Genomic DNA, 19,089 nt, shown 5'->3' on the forward strand with positions numbered 1-19,089 from the left:
AGCACGGTCAATTTAGTCCGTCAACCATACCCGATTTTTTTAGTCGGGATTGATTTTTCAGTTAGTTTTGAGTTAAACAGCGGTGTATTTAACTTTGATATTTGGGCGGGCGGGACGCCCACCCCACAAGGATTTGACTTGTTTTCTGGATCCGGCTGGGAATCCAGATTGTCAGGCCCGCACGCGAGCATGAGCGAACTCAAGGATGATTTGCCGACGGAATTGTTACAAAACTTAATAAATCTTTTTTGGGCTAACAATCGGGCAGTCGTGCGATCGAACACAACTACAAAACCTAGAATTTTTGATTAACCAACTTAGCCTACCCGCCGCTGACGGGGGGGATGAGTACAACTTCGTCGCCGTCTTGGAGGATGGTGTCGGCGGAGACGAATTCCAGGTTGAGGCCGAAGCGGGTGCGATCGCGCCATTGTTCTAATTGAGGATATTGGGCGATCGAGCTTTCGAGGACTTGAGACACTGGGGTTTCGGGAGGAAGTTCTAATGTAAGTTCCGAAACGCCGTAGGCTTCACCGAAGGCGGCGAACAGTTTAACTGTGACGGTAATCGAAGAGTCAGACACGGTAGTTTAGTGCGATCGACGGTTTGGCAATTATCAACTACACCATACAATTAATTAGGAATTAGGCGCGCCGAGCCTTAGAATTGAAAGCAGCAACCTCTAGTTAAGTTTTACCCCATCGGGTAAAGATGATAGTCGATTGCAGCAAAAACTCTTAACAGGATTGTAGGCCGATCGCTCTCACCAACCAGGCGTTAGAAGCAGTTGGCATCCCCTTAGATGCAGCTAGCTAAGCTCTAGTTGGCTGCTGTTGATGCAACTGAGAGACTAATTTATGACGCTGCGGTGTAAATACTTTACGGTAGTTGTGGGAGAGTACAAAAACATCGCACTAAATTTAGCAGGCAACAACGCAGACAAGGCCCTGCCAACCGCTTATATGACCAAAAATCAGGTTTTAAAAGGCGGCTTGGATTTTCCAAACCTTTCTCCTGCAAAGCAAGTATGCCGTTTTATCTAAGAAGAATTCGGAAATTGACGCGATAGAGATATATGGCAAATAACGATTTTAAAGTGCTTCAAATTATTGAAGCTAAAGGCTGGTATGCCTTTGGAAGTACAAAGCAAAGCCAGCACGTTGAGAGGTGGGTAAGACCTGTCGTGTGTTGGGTTTTAATAGAAGATAAAAAAAAGCGGCGGATTGTGACAGCTACCGCTAGCTATCAGATCGAGATTGACGACAAAGAAGTCGAGTTTTTTGCCCACGAAAGTGAAATTCAAGATCTGGAGAGTCTGCCGAAGTCTGTTTCGGTATCGGAATTTCTGAAAACAGAAGATTGAGAGAAGGGCAGAAGGAGATAATTTAACAAGTTATTAATTATTCCTTAGTGATTCCTTAAACTTGCTGTCGGATTCTATTGGAATTAGAGGCAGAAGCTCTAGATTCGGGAGAGGGGGAGATGAGAACAGGGGGAGAATTTATACTTTTGCCTTGCCTTCTGCATCTTGTCCCCAATGCCTCAAGTACCGCAAAAAATAAAGAGGCCGGAAGATTGCTGGCAATGCCAACACGCTTCCGACCTTGCTGAATAACAGGGTATGCATATGTTTTTAAAGTATGGCAGGCAGGCTTTTGAGATATCAAGAGGACTATTGCAATCACCCACTTTTGCCTTCAGGCTGTGTTTGCAAGGTTCATATTATTTTAGACTGAAAATTTGAAAAGTGAGAGGGGGTGAGGGTTACAGGTTAAGGATTCTAGCTGTTTATCTGTAGCGGGCGCTACAAAAAATGGTGGCATTTGCCGACGATCGCACCTTCTCCCTAAATTGTGTGCACTCAAAGCTGAAAGTTCGATCGTCCGCTGCCACCGCTGCGACTTTAAACCCCACTAGCGACAGGTTCAGGCTTCTGCTGCCGCATCCGCCGCCCCAGCAGGGACATCCGCACGCCGCCGGCAGGCCCTAAAGTCACCCCTCGGCGTTTGGGCTGTACGGGCTTTTTCTCGGCCAATACTAGGTCAAAATTCCGCAAAATGGTTGCCAGCACCAGTTTCATCTCCAACTGCGCCAGCGCCAAGCCGATACAGCGGCGGCTGCCGCCTCCAAAGGGCAAATACTCATAAGGCGAGAATTGTCTCTCCAAAAACCGTTCCGGTTTAAATTGCAGCGGTTCTGGATACAAATCCTCCCGTCTGTGGGTCAAATAAATCGAGCCGAAAACAACCGTACCCGGTTCGAGTTGATGTCCCATCAGTTCCACTGGCTTACGCACTACTCGCGGAAACGTCAGCATTCCCACCGGATAAATTCGCAGCGTCTCCTGACAAACTGCACTCAGGTAAGGTAAGCGGAAAATCTCCATCGGGTCGGGAGTTTCCCCCAAACTGTCCAATTCTTCCAACAACTTCTGGCGCACTGAGGGTAAATGGTGAATCCAGTAAAATGCCCAAGCTAGGGCCGTTGCTGTGGTTTCGTGACCTGCAAACAGCAGCGTCATCAACTGGTCCCGCAATTCTTCATCGGTCATCGGTTGCCCGTGGTCGTCGCGGGCGGCCATCATTAAGCTGAGAATGTCGGTGCGATTGGCGTCTGGTTGCAGTCTGCGTTCGGCAATTTCGTCGTCCATCAGTTCCTGAATTTTCCGCTGCTGCTGTTTCATCAGTCCCCAAGGACTCCAAGATCCCCAGTCTTGCTGCATCCAGGGCAGAAATAGCATACTCGATCGCAGGGGAGAGCTGGTCATATCGACGACTGAGGCAAGTAAGGGCCTGAGTGCTTGTAACCGCGGCCCCTCGTGCAGACCGAAGACAGCTTGCAAGATTACCCGCATGGTGACTTCCTGCATGGCGGTGCGGGCCACAAAAGGTCGATCGACCGACCAATTGCTGGCAACATCTAAAGCAATATCGCAAATTTGCTGGCCGTAATTCCGCATCCGTTCCCCGTGAAAGGGCGGCATCAATAATTGGCGGTCGCGTTTGTGCTTTTCTCCAGAGCTCGCAATCATGGATTGTTCTCCCAGCAATGGTTTGAGAATACCGTTGATATCGCCTGGAGCGTCAAAAGCTTTGCTGTTGAGCATTTGCTCGATCGCTTGCGAGTTGTGGATTATCACAAATGGTTTGAGGTTGCTCCATCGACCGGTGAAAATCTCCCCGTACTTTTTGGCACATACATCCATGTATGTCAGCGGATCGGCAATCCATTGAAATAGCTGCATGAAGCGGGGGTTTTTGGGGCCGTCAGGTAGTGTCATAGAAATTGTGGTTGTCGCAGGACTTGAGGAACATCAATAGACTTCTTGCAAAAGTCCTTTCGATCAAATTTTCGGACGGGCTCTCCGGCCCATCCCACAAGAGAAAAAACTTTTTGTGGGACGGGCCGGAGAGCCCGTCCCAGCTATTTTTGCAAGAGGTCTAATACTATTAGGCACAAAAACCGGGTTTTTCTATGAAAAAACATCGCGCTTTGCGATCGGCCGTGGTTAGAGAAACCGGTTTGTGAATTTTTTGTGCGTAAGTCGCGATCGAGAAGAATCAAAGGCTTTGAACGTTTATTCAAAGTCTCCGAACTCCGCTTTTTTAAGCGAAAATTGCGTAAGTCCTATCTTCAATAATTTTAATAGATTATTCTCGAACCGTACTCAAAATATCCTCTCCAAGCTCTGTAAAACGGACTGTTTTGACTTGCCAAGGAGCATAACGGGTTAAAGTTTGGCGCACGCCCCCGAACAAACCTAACATCTGACAACTGGACAGATTTTGCAATTTCTGCCGCGAACTTCCCGAGGCTCGCAGATCCACGGTAGCTATTCCGAGGTCGCGATCGATCTTGAGGCGATAACCAGCCAAACCAAGACTATCGAAAATCTGCTGCTTTAACACTTCATTAACCGCCGATGACATTAACTGGTTCTCTGGGCCTGTAACTGTTTCCGGCTTCAGAGTTTGACACAAATTGTCTACCTTATAAACCGTAACGGTGGCAGTATTTTCTGAGAGGGCAGCACTGCCTAAAACTGAGGCAACAGAGTTAGAAGACTGCGTTAATTCACTAGATCGAGCCTCAATTTGATTTCCCGTTAGCTGTAGGTGTTGGAACTGACGGGCGCTTGCTGAGAGTTGGCTCTGGTTTTCGGTTGAGGTAGCTGCATCTGAGCTAGAACAACTGCTACCGCCTATCAAAATTAACCAAACGCCTAAATATCCTAACTGTTTACAGATATGATTCATAGTTTTTAATACTCTACTAAACGTCAGTGTATGGAGGGTGAATTTTGGTGGTAGAAAGCACTTAGACCCTGATTACACTCACTTAGAAGTATTTCCCGCAGTACGGAGATGAAAACAAGTTAAGAGTTCTTGTTAATACGTGGATTTTAGTGTTATATCAGGTAAAAGGGGTTTTACCCCTCAAGTGTGTAACCCAGCAGTTACCTGTCTCAGCAGATCAAGCTCGCGACACAGCTCGTAAGTGATATCAAATACCTTGTCAGTGGTGTGATGTACCGTTGCAACTCGACCTATTCCAAGGTCTGAGGTGAAAAGCCTCTTTCCGGTTGGTAAAAGCCTGAGTTTGATTAGTAGTAATGAGGACAGAATTCAGACTGGCGCGCGCATTTTAAGCTCGCATTCGGTGCGCTTTTTGAACAGCGCCGAAAGCGCGGTTAGAGGGAATGCGCAAGTCGCGAACAATATCAAAACTTACGCATCAAGAGCAAAGAAACCGGGTTATTTAACCAGGCATAACGGCTGTAACGAAGTGTTTTCGTAAGAAAAACTGGTTTCTGGTTAAGTCGCGAATCACATCATTCCCAAGTCAGCGGATCTGTAACGAACAGGCGCGTCAAGGGTGTTATCGCAGCATTCGGTGATTTTTGTCCCGAATCTCATAAACAAGAGTGAAAAAATCATGCAACAGCAATTATTGACAAAAGTTTTGGTGGCAACAGCGATCGCCCTCAGCGGCCTGACGGTTGCTTCTCAACCGAGTTACAGTCGGCGAGCACCGGGGGAAAGTGGATTTTGGTGCAGCACATCGACCGGTGCGCCGGTGACGGTGTACAAAAACCCTAAAGGTGCCGTGGAGCCTTGGATTGAGTGGACTTCCGATTATTTCTCCGGTTCTGGCTACGATCCGGCAACTCGGTGTCAATTAGTGAGTCAACGCCTCGAAACCTATCGTCGCCAACGGGTGCTCAAGTATATTACTGCGGGCCAGATGAACGGCCAGAACGTCATCTGCACGGCGAATCAAGTCAATGGGCTGTGTCAAAATTTGATTTATACCCTCAGACCCGGCCAAGACCCGATCGGCTCTTTGTATAATTTGTTGGCTTGGCGGCAAGGATATGTCGGGATGCCGTCTTTTGATGAAACAAGTAAAATTCCTTACATTAATGTCAGCGAAAAGCTAGGGGAAAACATGGATGATGAGGCGCAACAGCCCTCTTTTTCCCCGCCGTCCGGACAGCCTTAAAGATGGGCAAATTTTCCATCCCGTCACCAATTCCAAGGGTTGAGGTGGAAAACTTGGCGCGTCAAACAGCAGTACGCATCCAGACGGAAATCTTCTGGTTCCGGGACGATAGTCCGGCAGGAGGGGCAAACCTATACGGTGCTGACTAACTAGCAGGTTGTGGCGATCGGACTTGTCACCGACGACGGCCTCCTCTACCCACTGCTAGGAGTTCTGAGGCGGCTGGGCGATACCCATCCGGCGATCGTTCTGTTTCGCAGCGCGATCGAGTATAAAATAGCACTATTCACCCTTGAACCCGGAGCGGTGTCTGAGCCAGTGTTGGCAGTCGGCTTTCCTGCGAGTGCTGAGGTTGGGGGTTTGGCGGTGACGCGGGCTTCGTTTCGGTGCTGCTACCCAAATCTTTGCCTCAAGGTTATATTGGGCTATACAAATGAGGTTAAAATCGGTAGGAGTGGCGACCCGATTTTTAATGCCAAAGGTTTCTTGGTTGGGATTAACGGTAGGGGCAAGTATCGAAATCCAAATTTTGGCGTCTATGAAGAATGAAGATGGAAGTGAACCAACAGCGGAATTATTGGAGAAAAAGGTTAAATCCAGTTGGGGAATTCCGATTAGTATATATTGGCAGTTCGCCTCGTTTCATCTAGGGAGTTATCGATGAATGTGTGGAGTTTGCGGTTTGACGCGCTGACAATCATCTTGACAGGTGCATTAACAGTGACGGCAGTTGTCAGCCAACAATATGCTGCCTGTGCCAAAACAGCCGAAGAAATTGCCCAGCTAGCGACGTTGACAACTGTGGAAGTCAACAACACGCTGGGTTTTTTTGGTAGTGGATCGGGAGTAATTATTGCTAAACAGGGTAATATTTACACTGTTCTGACAGCTAATCATGTGGTGGCAAGCCTCGCTCAAAAATACAGCATTCGCACTCATTTAGAGAAGGATTACGCTGCGATTAGAATACAGCGACTACCGAAAAATGACAGGGATATAGACTTGGCTTTGATACAGTTTCAGAGCCGAGAACAGTATCCAGTAGCACCAATGGGCGAGTCAGAACGTGCTGTTGTTGGTTCTGCTATTTACGTTTCTGGCTATCCGCTGCCAATTTCGGGATTTGAACGAAAACTTGAGTTTACTGCTGGTATAGTCTCTTCTCGCTTGGGCAGCGCCTCATCGGGGTATCGTCTGCGCTACCAAGCTGTAACCAGGCGCGGGATGAGCGGCGGGCCTGTATTTGATGCTGATGGCAGGGTGGTAGGAATTCACGGCCAGGGGGATACTGTTGGCACAATTAGAAGTCAGTGGAACGGTCAAATTGAGGAGATTAAAACGGGGTTGAATGCAGCAATCCCGATCGATGCTTTTAGGGAGTTGCTATCACAAAATAAGCATAACGGCTTTGATATTCTCAGCAATCTTTCTATCAGCACCGCCTCTGGTCAAAACCAGCCGAGTCTGGGTTATGGAGGATTTGTGTGCGATACCTCGACGGGCGAGCCGGTGACTGTGTATCAAAACCCGCAAGGGTTCAGGGAGCCTTGGATTCGCTGGAATTCTAATTTCTTTTCTAGTTCGGGCTACGATCCTCTAACTCGCTGCCAACAAGTGACTCAGCGCCTTGAAAATTATAACCGCAATAAACAGCTAAATTATGTGACTGTGGGTATTGTAAATAACCAGAAAGCGATTTGCACGACTAGCCGCGTTAATGGGCCTTGCGAAGGTTTGATCTACACCCTGCGCGGCGATCAAGATCCGACTCCTGCACTGAGCAGTTTTTTTGTTTGGCTGGGGAATCAAAAGGCTGTGCCTTCTCTTTCTGAAAGCGGTACTGCGCTTTATATAGATGTCCGGGAACGGCTGGAACAATTTTAGATTTGGGATTTGAGATGGATTAGTAATGGGTAAACACAGAACCCCGACTTATGCAAAAAGTCGGGGTTCTCAAACAACTACTTATGAGCTTAAAAATTGAGATATTTTACTTATTTATCATTGACATAATAGAACTCATGATTTTTTGGAACACGGAAGCTATAAAATTACTCTTACATTAATCGAATTCAAATTTTTTAGGTATCAAGCATGACAGCAACTACCCCGCAGGCAACGTCAACAACGCCCGCTTTTTGCGAAGGAATTCAATATTTTTCTGAAACAGTCCCTGGTTTTGAGACTTATGGGAAAGCACCTGCGATCGCCGAGGGGAGCAAGTCGATCGCCGATCCTGCCGATCCCGTCGCCGTCTTTCAAACGATGCTGGGAGCAGACGCCCTGCGCTACCTGACACTACAAGTTACCGCGAGCAAGGCATCGGGACATCCGGGGGGTTTTGCTAGCCAAGCTGAGGCTTATGCCGCTTTGGTGATGCTCGGACACAAGAACATTGTCACCGAAGTCGGCCATCACGCCCCCGGCTTTTACAGTGCCATGTTTCTCGATCGATCTTTGGAGGATATGGGAATTGTTAACGTGCAGCAAGTGCGCGATAAATTCCGAGAAAAAGACGGTTTGTTAGGACATCTTTCCGGTTTCATTCCCGGCCTTTTAGCACCGGCGGGCCCCCTCGGACAAGGGCAGCATTTCGCAATGGCTGGAGCGCTTTTGCACCGCGAAAAACTGTTTGCTTTCACAATGGGCGACGGCGGCATGGGCGAACCCTATCCGATGAGCAGCATGGCGCATTTCCACACTGCTTATCCCAGCGTTACTAACTTTTTGCCTGTGTTGGTGTGGAACGGATATTCTCAGGAACATCACAGCATGGTTTCGACTAAAACTAATGCTGAAATGATTGCTTATTGGCAAGGTAACGGTTTTGAAGAAGTTATCTTAGTTGATGCTAAGGAATTTGACGATAAAAATCAACCGGAAGATTATGTTGACAGCACTGCTTTTTCGCTCCAACAGCGCATGGCATTTACCAAAGCTGTTTTACAAGGAATTGACAAAGCGGCAAAATCTGCTCTAGGCGGCAAATTAACTGCGTTTATTATCAAACAGTTGAAAGGTGCCGGCGTCCACGCGCGCGGAGCAAAATCTCACAACCTTTATCCGAAAGATACGCTGGATGCTCCGCACATTATCAGTGCTTTAAAAGATCGCGCTTTGACTGCTGCTGCTTGGGAGTTGGTGCGGACAAATTGCGAGCGTGCGGGCGGCGGGCCGGCGGCGAAAACAGTTGTTACTGAGTTTACATTGCCGCTGCCAGATTTAGGCGAATTGCCTTTAGAAGAATTTGCCGTTGGGGGAGAACCGAAGATTTCGACAACAGCAATGGGGGTTTTGGTAGGGAAAGTTGGCGAGCGCGATCGTACTTTTATTGTCACTAATGCTGACGGCAATGAAGCATCGGCAATTGCCAATATCAACCAAGCTCTCAAGATTATTCACCCGACGACAGATGACCTGTACAATCAATCGCCAAACGGCCAAGTTTACGAACCTTTGAGCGAAGATGCTTGCGCTGGTTTAGCCGTAGGTTTATCCCTATTCGGAGCGCGGAGTTTGTGGTGTTCCTACGAATCTTTTGCCATCAACGGTTTACCAATTTGGCAAACTGTAACCCAAGCAATGGCAGAATTGCGCCGTCCAACTCCGGCAACTGTCACCTTATTTACAGCGGGCGCATTGGAACAAGGCCGCAACGGTTGGACGCACCAGCGGCCGGAAATTGAGGCTTATTTTGCGGCGATGATGCGGAACGGAAATGTGTTTCCTTTGTTTCCACCGGATGCTAACAGCATTCAAGCTTGTTACGATTGGGCTTTGACTGCTAAAAATAAGGGAGTTGTGATTACTGCGAGCAAGTCGCCGCTGCCAATTCGCACTACTTTTGAACAGACTCGCCAAGCTTTGCAAGACGGTGCAATAGTGCTGCACGAAATCGATTCCCCGCAAGCTACCCAGAATCAAGGGGGGAGCAAGAAAGTTGTGTTTGCAGTTGTCGGCGACATGACGTTAATGCCAGTGTTTGAAGCGGCGGCATTTTTGGAAACAGAAGGGATTGGAGTGCGGATTGTTTCTGTTGTGAATCCTCGGCGTTTGTATCGTGCTAGCGATGTTGCTTGGGATACTTGTTCGGAAGCTGACGGCGGCTTTTTAAGCGATGAGAAATTTGCTGAATTGTTTGGCGGAGATGCCTTGATTGGCGTGACAGGCGGTGCTTCTGGGATGTTGGAACCAGTGATGCTCCGCAGCAATTGCAAGCGGGATACTTTCGCTTGGAAGCGGGGGGAAACTACTGCTAGTGCTGGTCAGTTGATGGCGTTTAATGGGTTGACTGCTGAGGCGTTGACTAAAAGGGCGATCGAGCTAGTTCATTAAGTTAGAATGTGAGTGAATGCCCCTGCCTGGTTTTGGCTGGGTAGGGGCTAGTAATATTTAAAATAGGATGGTGATACCTGTGACTGCACAACTTTTAGAGGAAAGAGGTACGCTTGCAGAACAGCGATTGATTCTCCCCGGTTATTATAGTTGGGAGCAGTTTGAGGCGATGGAATCTTTGATGGCCGACTCTCTGGGTTTGCGGATAACTTATCTTGATGGGTGGATCGAGTTTATGACACTGGGTGAAGCACATGAGACAATCAGTTGTATTCTTAATTTTTTGCTACAACTCTACTTTTGTGAAATGGGAATTGAATATATTCCTGTAGGGAGTGCAACTCGCAGAGACCGGGCAAGAGATGTATCATTTGAACCAGACGAGTCTTATTATATAGGTTCAAGAAAAGAGCATCCCGATTTAGCCGTGGAAGTAACGATGACTAGCGGTAGCACAAATAAACTAGCTAAATATCTGCGACTTCGCATTCCTGAAGTCTGGTTTTGGGAAAATAATCAGTTGGCTGTGTATGGGTTGCGGGAGGATAATTATGAGCAAGTTTCAAGAAGTGAGTTGCTGCCGGAATTGGATTTAGAATTGCTGGTGCGTTGCGTTTTAATGCCTTCAAGGATTGAGGCAAGGACGGAGTTTCTTAATGGGGTTCGGCAAGTGGGTTGAATGCGGAGGAGTTGGTAAAAAGTGCGATCGTCTACGAGGGCTTCGCTAAGGACTTGATTGCTTAAGCTAAAATGTTACAGATAACCATTGGCTCTCACAAACAACCTTTGGGCGATCGGCTCCAACGATTGGTTAGACTTGTAGGTGTAAAGTTACTAAATTATTCCTCTCTCTCTTCCTTAATCTGCGTGAATCTGCGTCAATCCATTGTCATCTGCGGTTAAAAATTTCTCTTCTTTTAACCGCAGATGAGGGCAGATAAACACAGATTAACGCAGATGAATTAGATCAAATCCGGTGGCAGGATTCGTGATTTTTGACTGTTGACTAGATTTGACGCCCGACGATGCTACCGGATTTGCTATGATAGGATTCTAGAGCTATACGTGCAGCTTTAACCTAATGCTGAGGGGATAATTTATTCTGAATTTTTTCCTGATTTGTTGTTAAGTAAGTTTGCTTTTTTAGCTGGGAATGTAGTAAGAGTGCTAGAGGTTGTGCTGCGACGGGACATCAATATTGTGTGAAATATGTGTCTTAATTTTATTGCTTTTTTCCCCGCAAGCCATCAACCAAAAACTCATCATCGATCGATCGCCTGCCGCTACAAACTCATCCCGCGAAACCAGATAGCTTTCTATTTCCGACTCTGAAATCAACCCCTGTTTGACCATTTGCAAAATGGGCCCGGAGTCAAGCAAAGGTTGAAACGCCTCAATTCCGATGATATCGCTGTGGCTGACAACGGCTTCTAAATCAACGCTAACAAACCCAGCTTCTTTGAGAATGCGGCACAGATTTCGCCCGACGCATAAATTGCCGCCCCGCGATGCCATTACCTGCTTGAATTTCTCCCTGACAATCTCGACTGACCAAGGTGGATTTGTCAGCCAAAACAGATCCGCGTCGCTATCAATAATCACCAGTTTGCCGCCCGGTTTCAAGATGCGGAATATTTCTCTAGCTGCTGCGACGGGCTCGGGAAGGTGAACGAACAGCAAACGGGCGATCGCAAAGTCAAACGTGTTATCATCCAAACCAGTATCCGCCACCGAGGCTTGAATGCGATTTACTCGATCGCCCCCTTTGTCCTGCAAATATCCTACTGCTTTTTCGTGCAGTACCGGGTCAACTTCTACCGCTGTTACCGAACTGTTTGGCAGCAATTCTAACAGTTTTTCGGTAAAAAATCCCGGCCCGCTACCCGCTTCCAAAACATTCATCCAGTCGGCTAAACCGAACCACTTTAAAGTGCGCGCTTCCTTTTCCCAACTGAGGAGAACTTGAGCTTTTAACCGCTGAATTTCTGCGTCAAGTTCCAGATTGTACGTACTGGCTTGATACGAACCTTCGGCTGCCATAAAATCATCCTTTTTCCTACTTCGACACCTAGATTATAATAAAACTGCGCTTTAGCGCAACTCTCGTTGCGGATATCCTCAACCCCAGTTGGCGGACAGATGCAGGACGGGAGCCAGGTAATTCCTCTATTGTAAGAAGATGACCGAGACGATTTTAGATTGGGGATTTGGGATTTTGAATGAGAATTTCAGCGGTTTAAAGCCCCTAGTTTCAACTAGGTCACAAATCGAAAATCGTAAATCCCAAATCTAAAGTGGGTTGACGGATTACCTAAACTGACGATGTTGTGTGGCAACGAATCAATTATGCCCCAGACTTTACCTCAACCGGAGAAACGAACATTTTTAGTTGTGGATGACCATGCGATGGTGTTAGGTGGCACGCTTAACATTCTGAAGCAAGAATATCCAGAGGCAGACATTCTGACGGCTCCGACTGCTCAGGCAGCCCTTGAGCAAATAGCGCAGACGACCCCGGATTTGGTGATTGTGGATCTGGTGATGCCAGAGACGAGCGGCGAAACAGCTCAAGCGAATTCAGGGCTTCAACTCCTCAAAACCTTGATGGAGCAGTATCCGAGTCTGAATATTGTGGTGCAGAGTGCCCATGTTCGGACTTTAGTTTGGCTGAAACCGTCGATCGACAATCACATGGGCGGCTTCACAGTTGTCGATAAGAGCCAGCCCATGAAAGACTTGCTAGCAATGGTTGATTGGGCGCTGCACGAGCGGATTTATACACCCAGAGAGATCCGCAATGGGCTGCAACTCAAACCCGCCTGGATGCAGGTGTTGCAATTTGCTTTTCAAGAGAGCTTACAGGATACTGCGATCGCCAAACGGATGAATGTTTCTGAACGCACTGTGCAGTATTACTGGACTAAGATTCGAGATGTGCTAGAGGTGTATCCTGATGATGATAAGAATCTGCGGATTCAAACGGAAGTGCGAGCTAGGGAACAAGGATTGATTGATTAGTGAAGCGCGATCGATGGCAAGCAGTGAAAGCGGGCGTCACGACTTGGGGACGAGGAGCGCTTCCAGGGGTGATGGTGATTGTCGCTGTGACGATGGCTCGATTGACCGGTGCGCTTCAGTTTTTGGAGTTGGTGACGTTCGATCGATTTCTGCGCCTGCGTCCCGCTGAGCCAATGGATGAAAGGATTGTAATCGTAAGTATCACTGAGGGAGATATTCAACGCGCCAGAACTTATCCGATTCCCGATCGCGAAATTGCCGATTTGCTTAAACGGTTGCAGGCCTATCAACCGACTGCGATCGGGCTGGATATTGTACGCGATATTCCGGTTGAGCCGGGTAATGCTGAACTAACATCGGTGTTTCGCAGCAGCAAGAATACGATCGGAGTGGAGATTGCCCTGCCCGATCGCAGTGGTTTTACCGTCGCACCTCCGCCCGCGCTGCCATCGGAACAAATTGGCTTTGCAGATGCCGTTCTCGATGCGGATGGCTACCAGCGCCGCAGTTTATTGGGCGCTCACAACCCCCAGCAGGAATACCGTTTTTCGTTGGCGATCCGGCTGGCAGAACGCTATTTAGCAGCCCGAGGAATTGAGTTGGGTAATGGAATACGCGACCCAGACGCGAAGCGCTTTGGCAGCATTGAATTGACCAGAGTGCAGTCAAACTCTGGCGGATATGTCGGGGCGGATGCTGGCGGCTACCAAATTTTGCTGAATGTTCGCAGCGGGACAATGCCGTTTCGCGTGCTTTCTCTCTCGCAAATCAAATCGGGACAGGTCAACCCGGATTGGATTCGAGGCAAAATTGTGCTGATTGGGATGATGTCTTTTAGCGCGAAGGATTTGGTAAGTTCAGGTGCGATCGCAGGCATCAATCCCGGACGAATTTACGGAGTGGAAATGCAGGCACACGCCACTAGCCAGATCGTTAGTGCGGTGTTCGATGGGCGATCGTTGCTTCGGGTTTGGGCAGACGCATGGGAATATCTCTGGATTGTGGCATGGGGACTTTTGGGGATAAGTCTGGGACGGTTTTTGCGATCGCCCTGGAAAATTTTGTTCGGGCTTTTAGTCGCCAGTGTCAGCTCGATCGGGATATGTTACGGGCTAATTCTTATGGGGTGGTGGGTGCCGATCGTACCTGTGTTATTGGTGTTGGTGTTGAATGGGGCTGGCTTGATGGCAGCGTTATTTTATCGCCACGAACAGGAACTCCGACTGCGGTTGGAGGAACGTCAGTTTGCGATCGAGCAGACCTTTAATGCAATTCATAGTGGGCCCTTACAAACATTGGTGGGGATTTTGAGAAGCGCTCAGGAACAAGCAACACCGCCGCCATTTCTACCGGAGTTGCAACGCCTGAATCAAGAATTACGGGCAGTTTACGGCTCGGTACAACGAGAAGCGATCGCAGATGAACCGCATCTCCGCATGGGAAGTGCGATCGAATTGGCCCTGCAGGCTCCATTGCATGAATTGCTCTACAAGGTCTATTGCAACACGTTAGAACAAGAACTGCCTTACCTCAAAACGCTCAAATTCAAAATTGTCCAGTTCGATCCTTTGAACACCTCGCATCTGCGGTTGGAACACAAGCGAGCACTCTGCCGCTTTCTGGAAGAAGCACTCTGCAATGTGGGGAAACACGCGATCGAAGCCACTCGCTTGACTGTAATTTGCACTCAAGAAGGCGATCTGCAGGTGATTCGGGTGGCGGATAATGGTAGGGGGAAACAGTCTCAGTCAGAAACGCTTAGCTTGGCTGCAATGGATCGAGAGAGGGAAATAACCGAAGATCCAAACCCTAAACTTCAACCTTCAGGATTAGGAACCCAGCTTGCAAAGAACTTAGCCAAACAGTTAGGCGGAGCATTTCGGCGCTACCCGAATCAACCGAAGGGGACAGTGTGCGAGTTAACCTGGCCAGCAAAACGGCGGTGGTTCTGGTGATCGGTGTGGCTCACGCTTGTTATATCAACCGTCTTGACGGTTAGGGTTCGATCGCCCCTAGCCCCCCCTTAATAAGGGGGGGACAAGAACTTGGTCAAAGTCCCCCTTATTAAGGGGGATTTAGGGCGATCGAGACTCGGCTACCAGGGAGAGATACATAGGGTTTCAGGCTTAAGTTCTCACCAATAGTCCAGGACTATTCCCAATGCCCGATGCCCGATGCCCAATGCCCAATGCCCGATTCCCAATATCTTTGCACCTTCCCGCAAACGACGCTTGCGGGCAGTCCTCTATTGTATTTGTGTATTGTTGATTACTGTAGAAATAGTTACAGAGGGGATTGCGATGATGACTCACGAGTTGAAGCGTCGAACCGCTTACTCTGCGGGCATTACGAGTTTAATGCTGAGTGTTTCGTTCTGGATCGCTCCTCTAGCGCTGGCAAAATACACTCCTCCTCAAAACCCTTCTAAACCGAAAGACACGGGGACGAATACCACTCGCGGCGGCAGTTGCGAAGCTAATTCATCGGCGAGATTGACTGTCTTGGTGCCGTTTAGCCATGTGGGAGAGACGATTTCTGGGCATCCGACCTTTACCTGGTTTGTACCCGATCGCACTCCTCGTCCGCTGCAATTCCGGCTGTTTACTCGCACGGGACAACTGCTCTACAGAACCCAGATGCAGAGTCAGCCAGGAATCATGTCGGTTGCTTTGCCCTCAAATCTGCCCCAACTGTCGATCGGGCAATCCTATCAGTGGCAAGTGGTGTTGGTGTGCGATCCGAATGTTCCTTCGAGGAATGTGGTGGCGGCGGCAGAAATCCAAGTCGTTGGGCCTGCGGCGTCGTTGCAGAGTCAACTTGCAGCGGCGCAAACTCCCCAACAACGGATCGACCTGTATGCGGAGTCTGGGCTGTGGTATGACGCGATCGCCGAAGCGCGCAAAGCCTCTGAGACTTCTCAAAGCCAAGCGGCTGTGCTGGAATTGCTAGATGCTCTTGCTAGTTCGGAAGCCCAACCTTTGAAAGATTGGAGCGATCGATTGAAGCAAATTAGAGCGATCGAACAACAACGCCAACTTCCTCAACCAAAACCCTAAAATTCTATGAAATCTTTATCGTTAAAACTACTTAAATCAAGCGATCAAAAAGTGCGATCGGGCTTCCTGTTTCCCCTCGCCTTTTGCCTTTTGTCTGTTGCTTTTTACATTCCTCCACACTCCTTACTTCCGGCTAATGCTCAGGCGTTCGATGCTCGTAAAATCGAGGCCGATCTACTAATACAGCACGGGCTTCAACAGTATCAGACTGGTCAATTCCCAGCAGTGCTGAATTCCTGGCAACAGGCACTCCAAATTTATCGCGCCATCAAAAACCGCCAAGGGGAGGGTGTAGCACTGGGCAATTTGGGAGCCGTTTACATCAATCTGGGCGACTATGCCAAAGGCATTGAGTATACACAGCAGAGTTTAGCCATCGTCCGCGAAATTAAAGATCGCCAAAATGAAGGTAGGGCACTGGGCTTTTTGGGAGCTGCTTACGGCGCTTTGAGCAACTATGCCAAAGCCATTGAGTATTTACAGCAGGGTTTAGCCATCGCCCGCTCCATTAAAGACCGCTACGGGGAAGGTTCCACACTGAGCAATTTGGTACGTGCTTACCGCTCTCTGGGCAACTATGTCAAAGCCATTGAGTATTCACAGCAGAGTTTAGCTATCGCCCGCTCCATTAAAGACCGCAAGGGGGAGGGTAATGCACTGGGCAATTTGGGAAACGCTTACAGCTCTCTGGGCAACTATGCCAAAGCCATTGAGTATGCACAGCAGAGTTTAGCTATCGCCCGCTCCATTAAAGACCGCCAGGGGGAGGGTGAAGCACTGGGAAATTTGGGGAACGCTTACTCCTATCTGGGCAACTCGGCCAAAGCCATGGAGTATACACAGCAGTGGTTAGCCATCGCCCGCTCCATTAAAGACCGCCACGGGGAGGCTCGAGCACTGGGAAATTTGGGAGGCACTTACCACTCTCTGGGCAACTCGGCCAAAGCCATTGAGTATTTACAGCAGGGTTTAGCCATCGCCCGCTCCATTAAAGACCGCCAGGGGGAGGCTGGAGCACTGGGAAATTTGGGAGTCTTTTACCACTCTCTGGGCAACTCTGTCAAAGCCATTGAGTATACACAGCAATATTTAGCCATCGCCCGCTCCATTAAAGACCGCCAGGGGGAGGGTATGGCATTGGGCAATTTGGGAGCTGCTTACCTCTTTCTGGGCAACTATGCCCAAGCGATCGAGTATATAAAGCAGAGTTTAGTCATCGCCCGCGAAATTAAAAACCGCGACGGGGAAGGTATGGCGCTCAACAACCTCGGAGTGGGGTTCTTGAAAGCTGGGAACCTAACAGAAGCTGAAAAAATGCTCGTCAATGGCATTCAAGTTTGGGAATCCATGCGTCAAATGCTCGGCTCCAACGACGCGAATAAAGTCTCCATCTTTGAAGAACAAGCTCGCACCTATCGGACTTTACAAGAAGTCCGAGTGGCTCAGAATAACCCGATCGCCGCTTTAGAAATTGCCGAGCGGGGACGTGCCCGTGCCTTTGTCGATCTCCTGACAGAGCGCTTATCGTCAGGTTCTACCAATCCGGTGATTACCGCTGCTCCCAACGGCGAGCAAATCCGCCAAATCGCCAAAGCACAGAATGCCACTTTGGTACAGTATTCCATCATCTCCGACAACTTTCAGATTCAGGGCAAGCAAGTAGGACGTGAATCCGCACTCTACATCTGGGTGATTCAACCTACGGGCGAAATTACCTTCCGTCAAGTCGATCTCAAACCCCTCTGGCAGAAACACAACGCCTCTCTAGCCAGCTTAATCATTGGCAATCAAGAATTCCTCGCCGTCCGCAGTCGCAGCAGTTTTGGCTCCACCCAGCCCCAACCCAACTTACCGACGCTGCATCAACTGCTGATCGATCCCATTGCCAGCCTCCTACCCAAAGACCCCAATGCCCATGTCATTTTCATTCCCCAAGGTTCCCTGTTCCAGGTGCCCTTTCCCGCCCTGCAAGATGCCAACGGCACTTACTTAATCGAAAAACACACGATTCTCACCGCACCCTCGATTCAAGTATTGGATTTGACTCGACAACAACGACAGAAGCTCGCACAGAAGCCAGCTAACAGCGGCAGGGCTCTAGTATTGGGTAATCCCACCATGCCGAGTGTGTCTCTCTCTCTGGGAGAGCGCAAACAGCAATTGTCTCCTCTACCTGGAGCCGAAGCTGAAGCTAGAGCGATCGCCCCTCTGCTCAAAACCCAAGCCATCACAGGCGCTCAAGGGACAAAAGCCCAGATCGTCCAAAAAATGCCCCAAGCATCGATTATTCACCTCGCAACGCATGGATTGCTGGATAATGTGCGCGGATTGGCAAGTGCGATCGCTATGGCTCCTTCTGGTAGCGATGACGGCTTATTGACCGCAGAAGAGATTTTTGACATGAAACTGCAAGCAAGCTTAGTCGTTTTGAGTGCTTGCAACACTGGAGAAGGCAGGATTACCGGGGATGGAGTGATTGGTTTGTCGCGCGCTTTGATTTCGGCAGGAGTGCCGAGTGTAATTGTTTCTTTATGGGCGGTTCCCGATGCGCCGACATCCGAATTGATGCAGTTGTTTTACCAAAACTTGCAAAATAATCCCGACAAAGCACAGGCATTGCGGCAGGCAATGTTAACCACGATGAAAACTCATCCTGGGCCGCGAAATTGGGCGGCATTTACTCTAATTGGGGAGGCAGAGTAAGTTTTTATTAATAGCGAATTGGCTCAATGTTTTTCACCTAAATTTTCTCCTAAATTATATCAATTCCGGTTGTACCGGAATGATAGAGGAGACGGCAGAGCCGTTTCCCTACCCAAAATAACATTGTAGGGAGACGGCTCTGCCGTCTCCTTTTCGGATACTAATAATTCCGATGCAATCGGAAACGATCTTTATTCTTTAGTCGGCGCAGGCCGACTTTGTTTGTGTAGACGCGGTTTCAACCGCCGAGTTATCTTCTCAATCTCAAAACTGATGGAAGTGAACCATCTACTCTACATATTCACATACTTTGCACTTTCCCGCAATCTATTTTGCACCCCGTACTTCATCAAGTCTGTGGGTATAACGAATGATTTTCTCATCTGGGTTGCTTAAGATTTAAGTCAAGTGTTAAGAGGATTTTTTTATGGCTTTACAACTCTATCCGTCAGAATTTCGACGATTAATTGGCGAC

The 19,089-nt window shown here is 48.6% G+C and carries 15 protein-coding genes; 11 read left to right on the forward strand and 4 right to left on the reverse strand.

Annotation, left to right across the window (positions count from 1 at the left end; all coding sequences use genetic code 11):
• Window positions 1-322: 322 nt before the first annotated feature.
• Entirely contained in the window at window positions 323-583 is a 261-nt protein-coding gene (locus QUB30_RS02290; RefSeq protein WP_333328442.1) for a MoaD/ThiS family protein, read from the reverse strand.
• 274 nt (window positions 584-857) lie between these two features.
• Here QUB30_RS02290 and QUB30_RS02295 point away from each other — a divergent pair, with 274 nt between their 5' ends.
• Window positions 858-1,043 carry a hypothetical protein gene (locus tag QUB30_RS02295; protein ID WP_333328445.1) on the forward strand — a complete coding sequence of 62 codons (186 nt, stop codon included), beginning with the start codon at window positions 858-860 and terminating at the stop codon, window positions 1,041-1,043.
• Between the two features lie 32 nt (window positions 1,044-1,075).
• On the forward strand, window positions 1,076-1,363 hold the full coding sequence (locus tag QUB30_RS02300; protein ID WP_333328448.1) for a hypothetical protein: 288 nt from the start codon (window positions 1,076-1,078) through the stop codon (window positions 1,361-1,363).
• Window positions 1,364-1,903: 540 nt separating this feature from the next.
• Here the strand turns inward: QUB30_RS02300 and QUB30_RS02305 are convergent.
• A complete protein-coding gene (locus QUB30_RS02305) occupies window positions 1,904-3,280 on the reverse strand; it encodes a cytochrome P450 (protein ID WP_333328453.1) in 1,377 nt (458 codons plus the stop codon).
• A gap of 370 nt (window positions 3,281-3,650) precedes the next feature.
• On the reverse strand, window positions 3,651-4,256 hold the full coding sequence (locus QUB30_RS02310) for a hypothetical protein (RefSeq protein ID WP_333328456.1): 606 nt from the start codon (window positions 4,254-4,256) through the stop codon (window positions 3,651-3,653).
• A 679-nt stretch (window positions 4,257-4,935) separates the two neighbouring features.
• Here QUB30_RS02310 and QUB30_RS02315 point away from each other — a divergent pair.
• The 5 genes from QUB30_RS02315 (at window position 4,936) to QUB30_RS02335 (ending at window position 10,516) form a co-directional block, all read left to right on the forward strand.
• Window positions 4,936-5,502, forward strand: coding sequence for a COP23 domain-containing protein (locus tag QUB30_RS02315; RefSeq protein WP_333328459.1), 567 nt, complete (start codon window positions 4,936-4,938; stop codon window positions 5,500-5,502).
• A gap of 159 nt (window positions 5,503-5,661) precedes the next feature.
• Entirely contained in the window at window positions 5,662-6,051 is a 390-nt protein-coding gene (locus QUB30_RS02320; RefSeq protein WP_333328464.1) for a hypothetical protein, read from the forward strand.
• 111 nt (window positions 6,052-6,162) lie between these two features.
• Complete coding sequence (locus tag QUB30_RS02325; protein WP_333328466.1) at window positions 6,163-7,386, forward strand: COP23 domain-containing protein; 1,224 nt, start codon at window positions 6,163-6,165, stop codon at window positions 7,384-7,386.
• A 210-nt stretch (window positions 7,387-7,596) separates the two neighbouring features.
• Entirely contained in the window at window positions 7,597-9,837 is a 2,241-nt protein-coding gene (locus QUB30_RS02330) for a phosphoketolase (protein WP_333328469.1), read from the forward strand.
• Window positions 9,838-9,916: 79 nt separating this feature from the next.
• Entirely contained in the window at window positions 9,917-10,516 is a 600-nt protein-coding gene (locus QUB30_RS02335; protein ID WP_333328471.1) for a Uma2 family endonuclease, read from the forward strand.
• 488 nt (window positions 10,517-11,004) lie between these two features.
• Here QUB30_RS02335 and QUB30_RS02340 read toward each other — a convergent pair whose 3' ends face one another.
• Window positions 11,005-11,877 carry a methyltransferase domain-containing protein gene (locus QUB30_RS02340; protein WP_333328474.1) on the reverse strand — a complete coding sequence of 291 codons (873 nt, stop codon included), beginning with the start codon at window positions 11,875-11,877 and terminating at the stop codon, window positions 11,005-11,007.
• A gap of 306 nt (window positions 11,878-12,183) precedes the next feature.
• On the opposite strand from QUB30_RS02340, the gene QUB30_RS02345 reads away from it, so the two are divergent.
• The 4 genes from QUB30_RS02345 to QUB30_RS02360 all read left to right on the forward strand — a co-directional run bounded on the left by QUB30_RS02345 (window position 12,184) and on the right by QUB30_RS02360 (window position 18,614).
• Window positions 12,184-12,855: a response regulator transcription factor gene (locus QUB30_RS02345; RefSeq protein ID WP_333328477.1), complete on the forward strand. Its 672-nt coding sequence runs from the start codon at window positions 12,184-12,186 to the stop codon at window positions 12,853-12,855.
• Window positions 12,855-14,810, forward strand: coding sequence for a CHASE2 domain-containing protein (locus tag QUB30_RS02350; RefSeq protein ID WP_333328480.1), 1,956 nt, complete (start codon window positions 12,855-12,857; stop codon window positions 14,808-14,810). The genes QUB30_RS02345 and QUB30_RS02350 overlap by 1 nt, the downstream gene beginning before the upstream one ends.
• 219 nt (window positions 14,811-15,029) lie before the next feature.
• Complete coding sequence (locus QUB30_RS02355) at window positions 15,030-15,911, forward strand: DUF928 domain-containing protein (RefSeq protein WP_333328483.1); 882 nt, start codon at window positions 15,030-15,032, stop codon at window positions 15,909-15,911.
• A 6-nt stretch (window positions 15,912-15,917) separates the two neighbouring features.
• Window positions 15,918-18,614 carry a CHAT domain-containing tetratricopeptide repeat protein gene (locus tag QUB30_RS02360; RefSeq protein ID WP_333328487.1) on the forward strand — a complete coding sequence of 899 codons (2,697 nt, stop codon included), beginning with the start codon at window positions 15,918-15,920 and terminating at the stop codon, window positions 18,612-18,614.
• The last annotated feature ends 475 nt before the right edge of the window (window positions 18,615-19,089 follow it).

This window comes from Microcoleus sp. BROC3, from assembly GCF_036702515.1.
Classification (GTDB): domain Bacteria; phylum Cyanobacteriota; class Cyanobacteriia; order Cyanobacteriales; family Microcoleaceae; genus Microcoleus.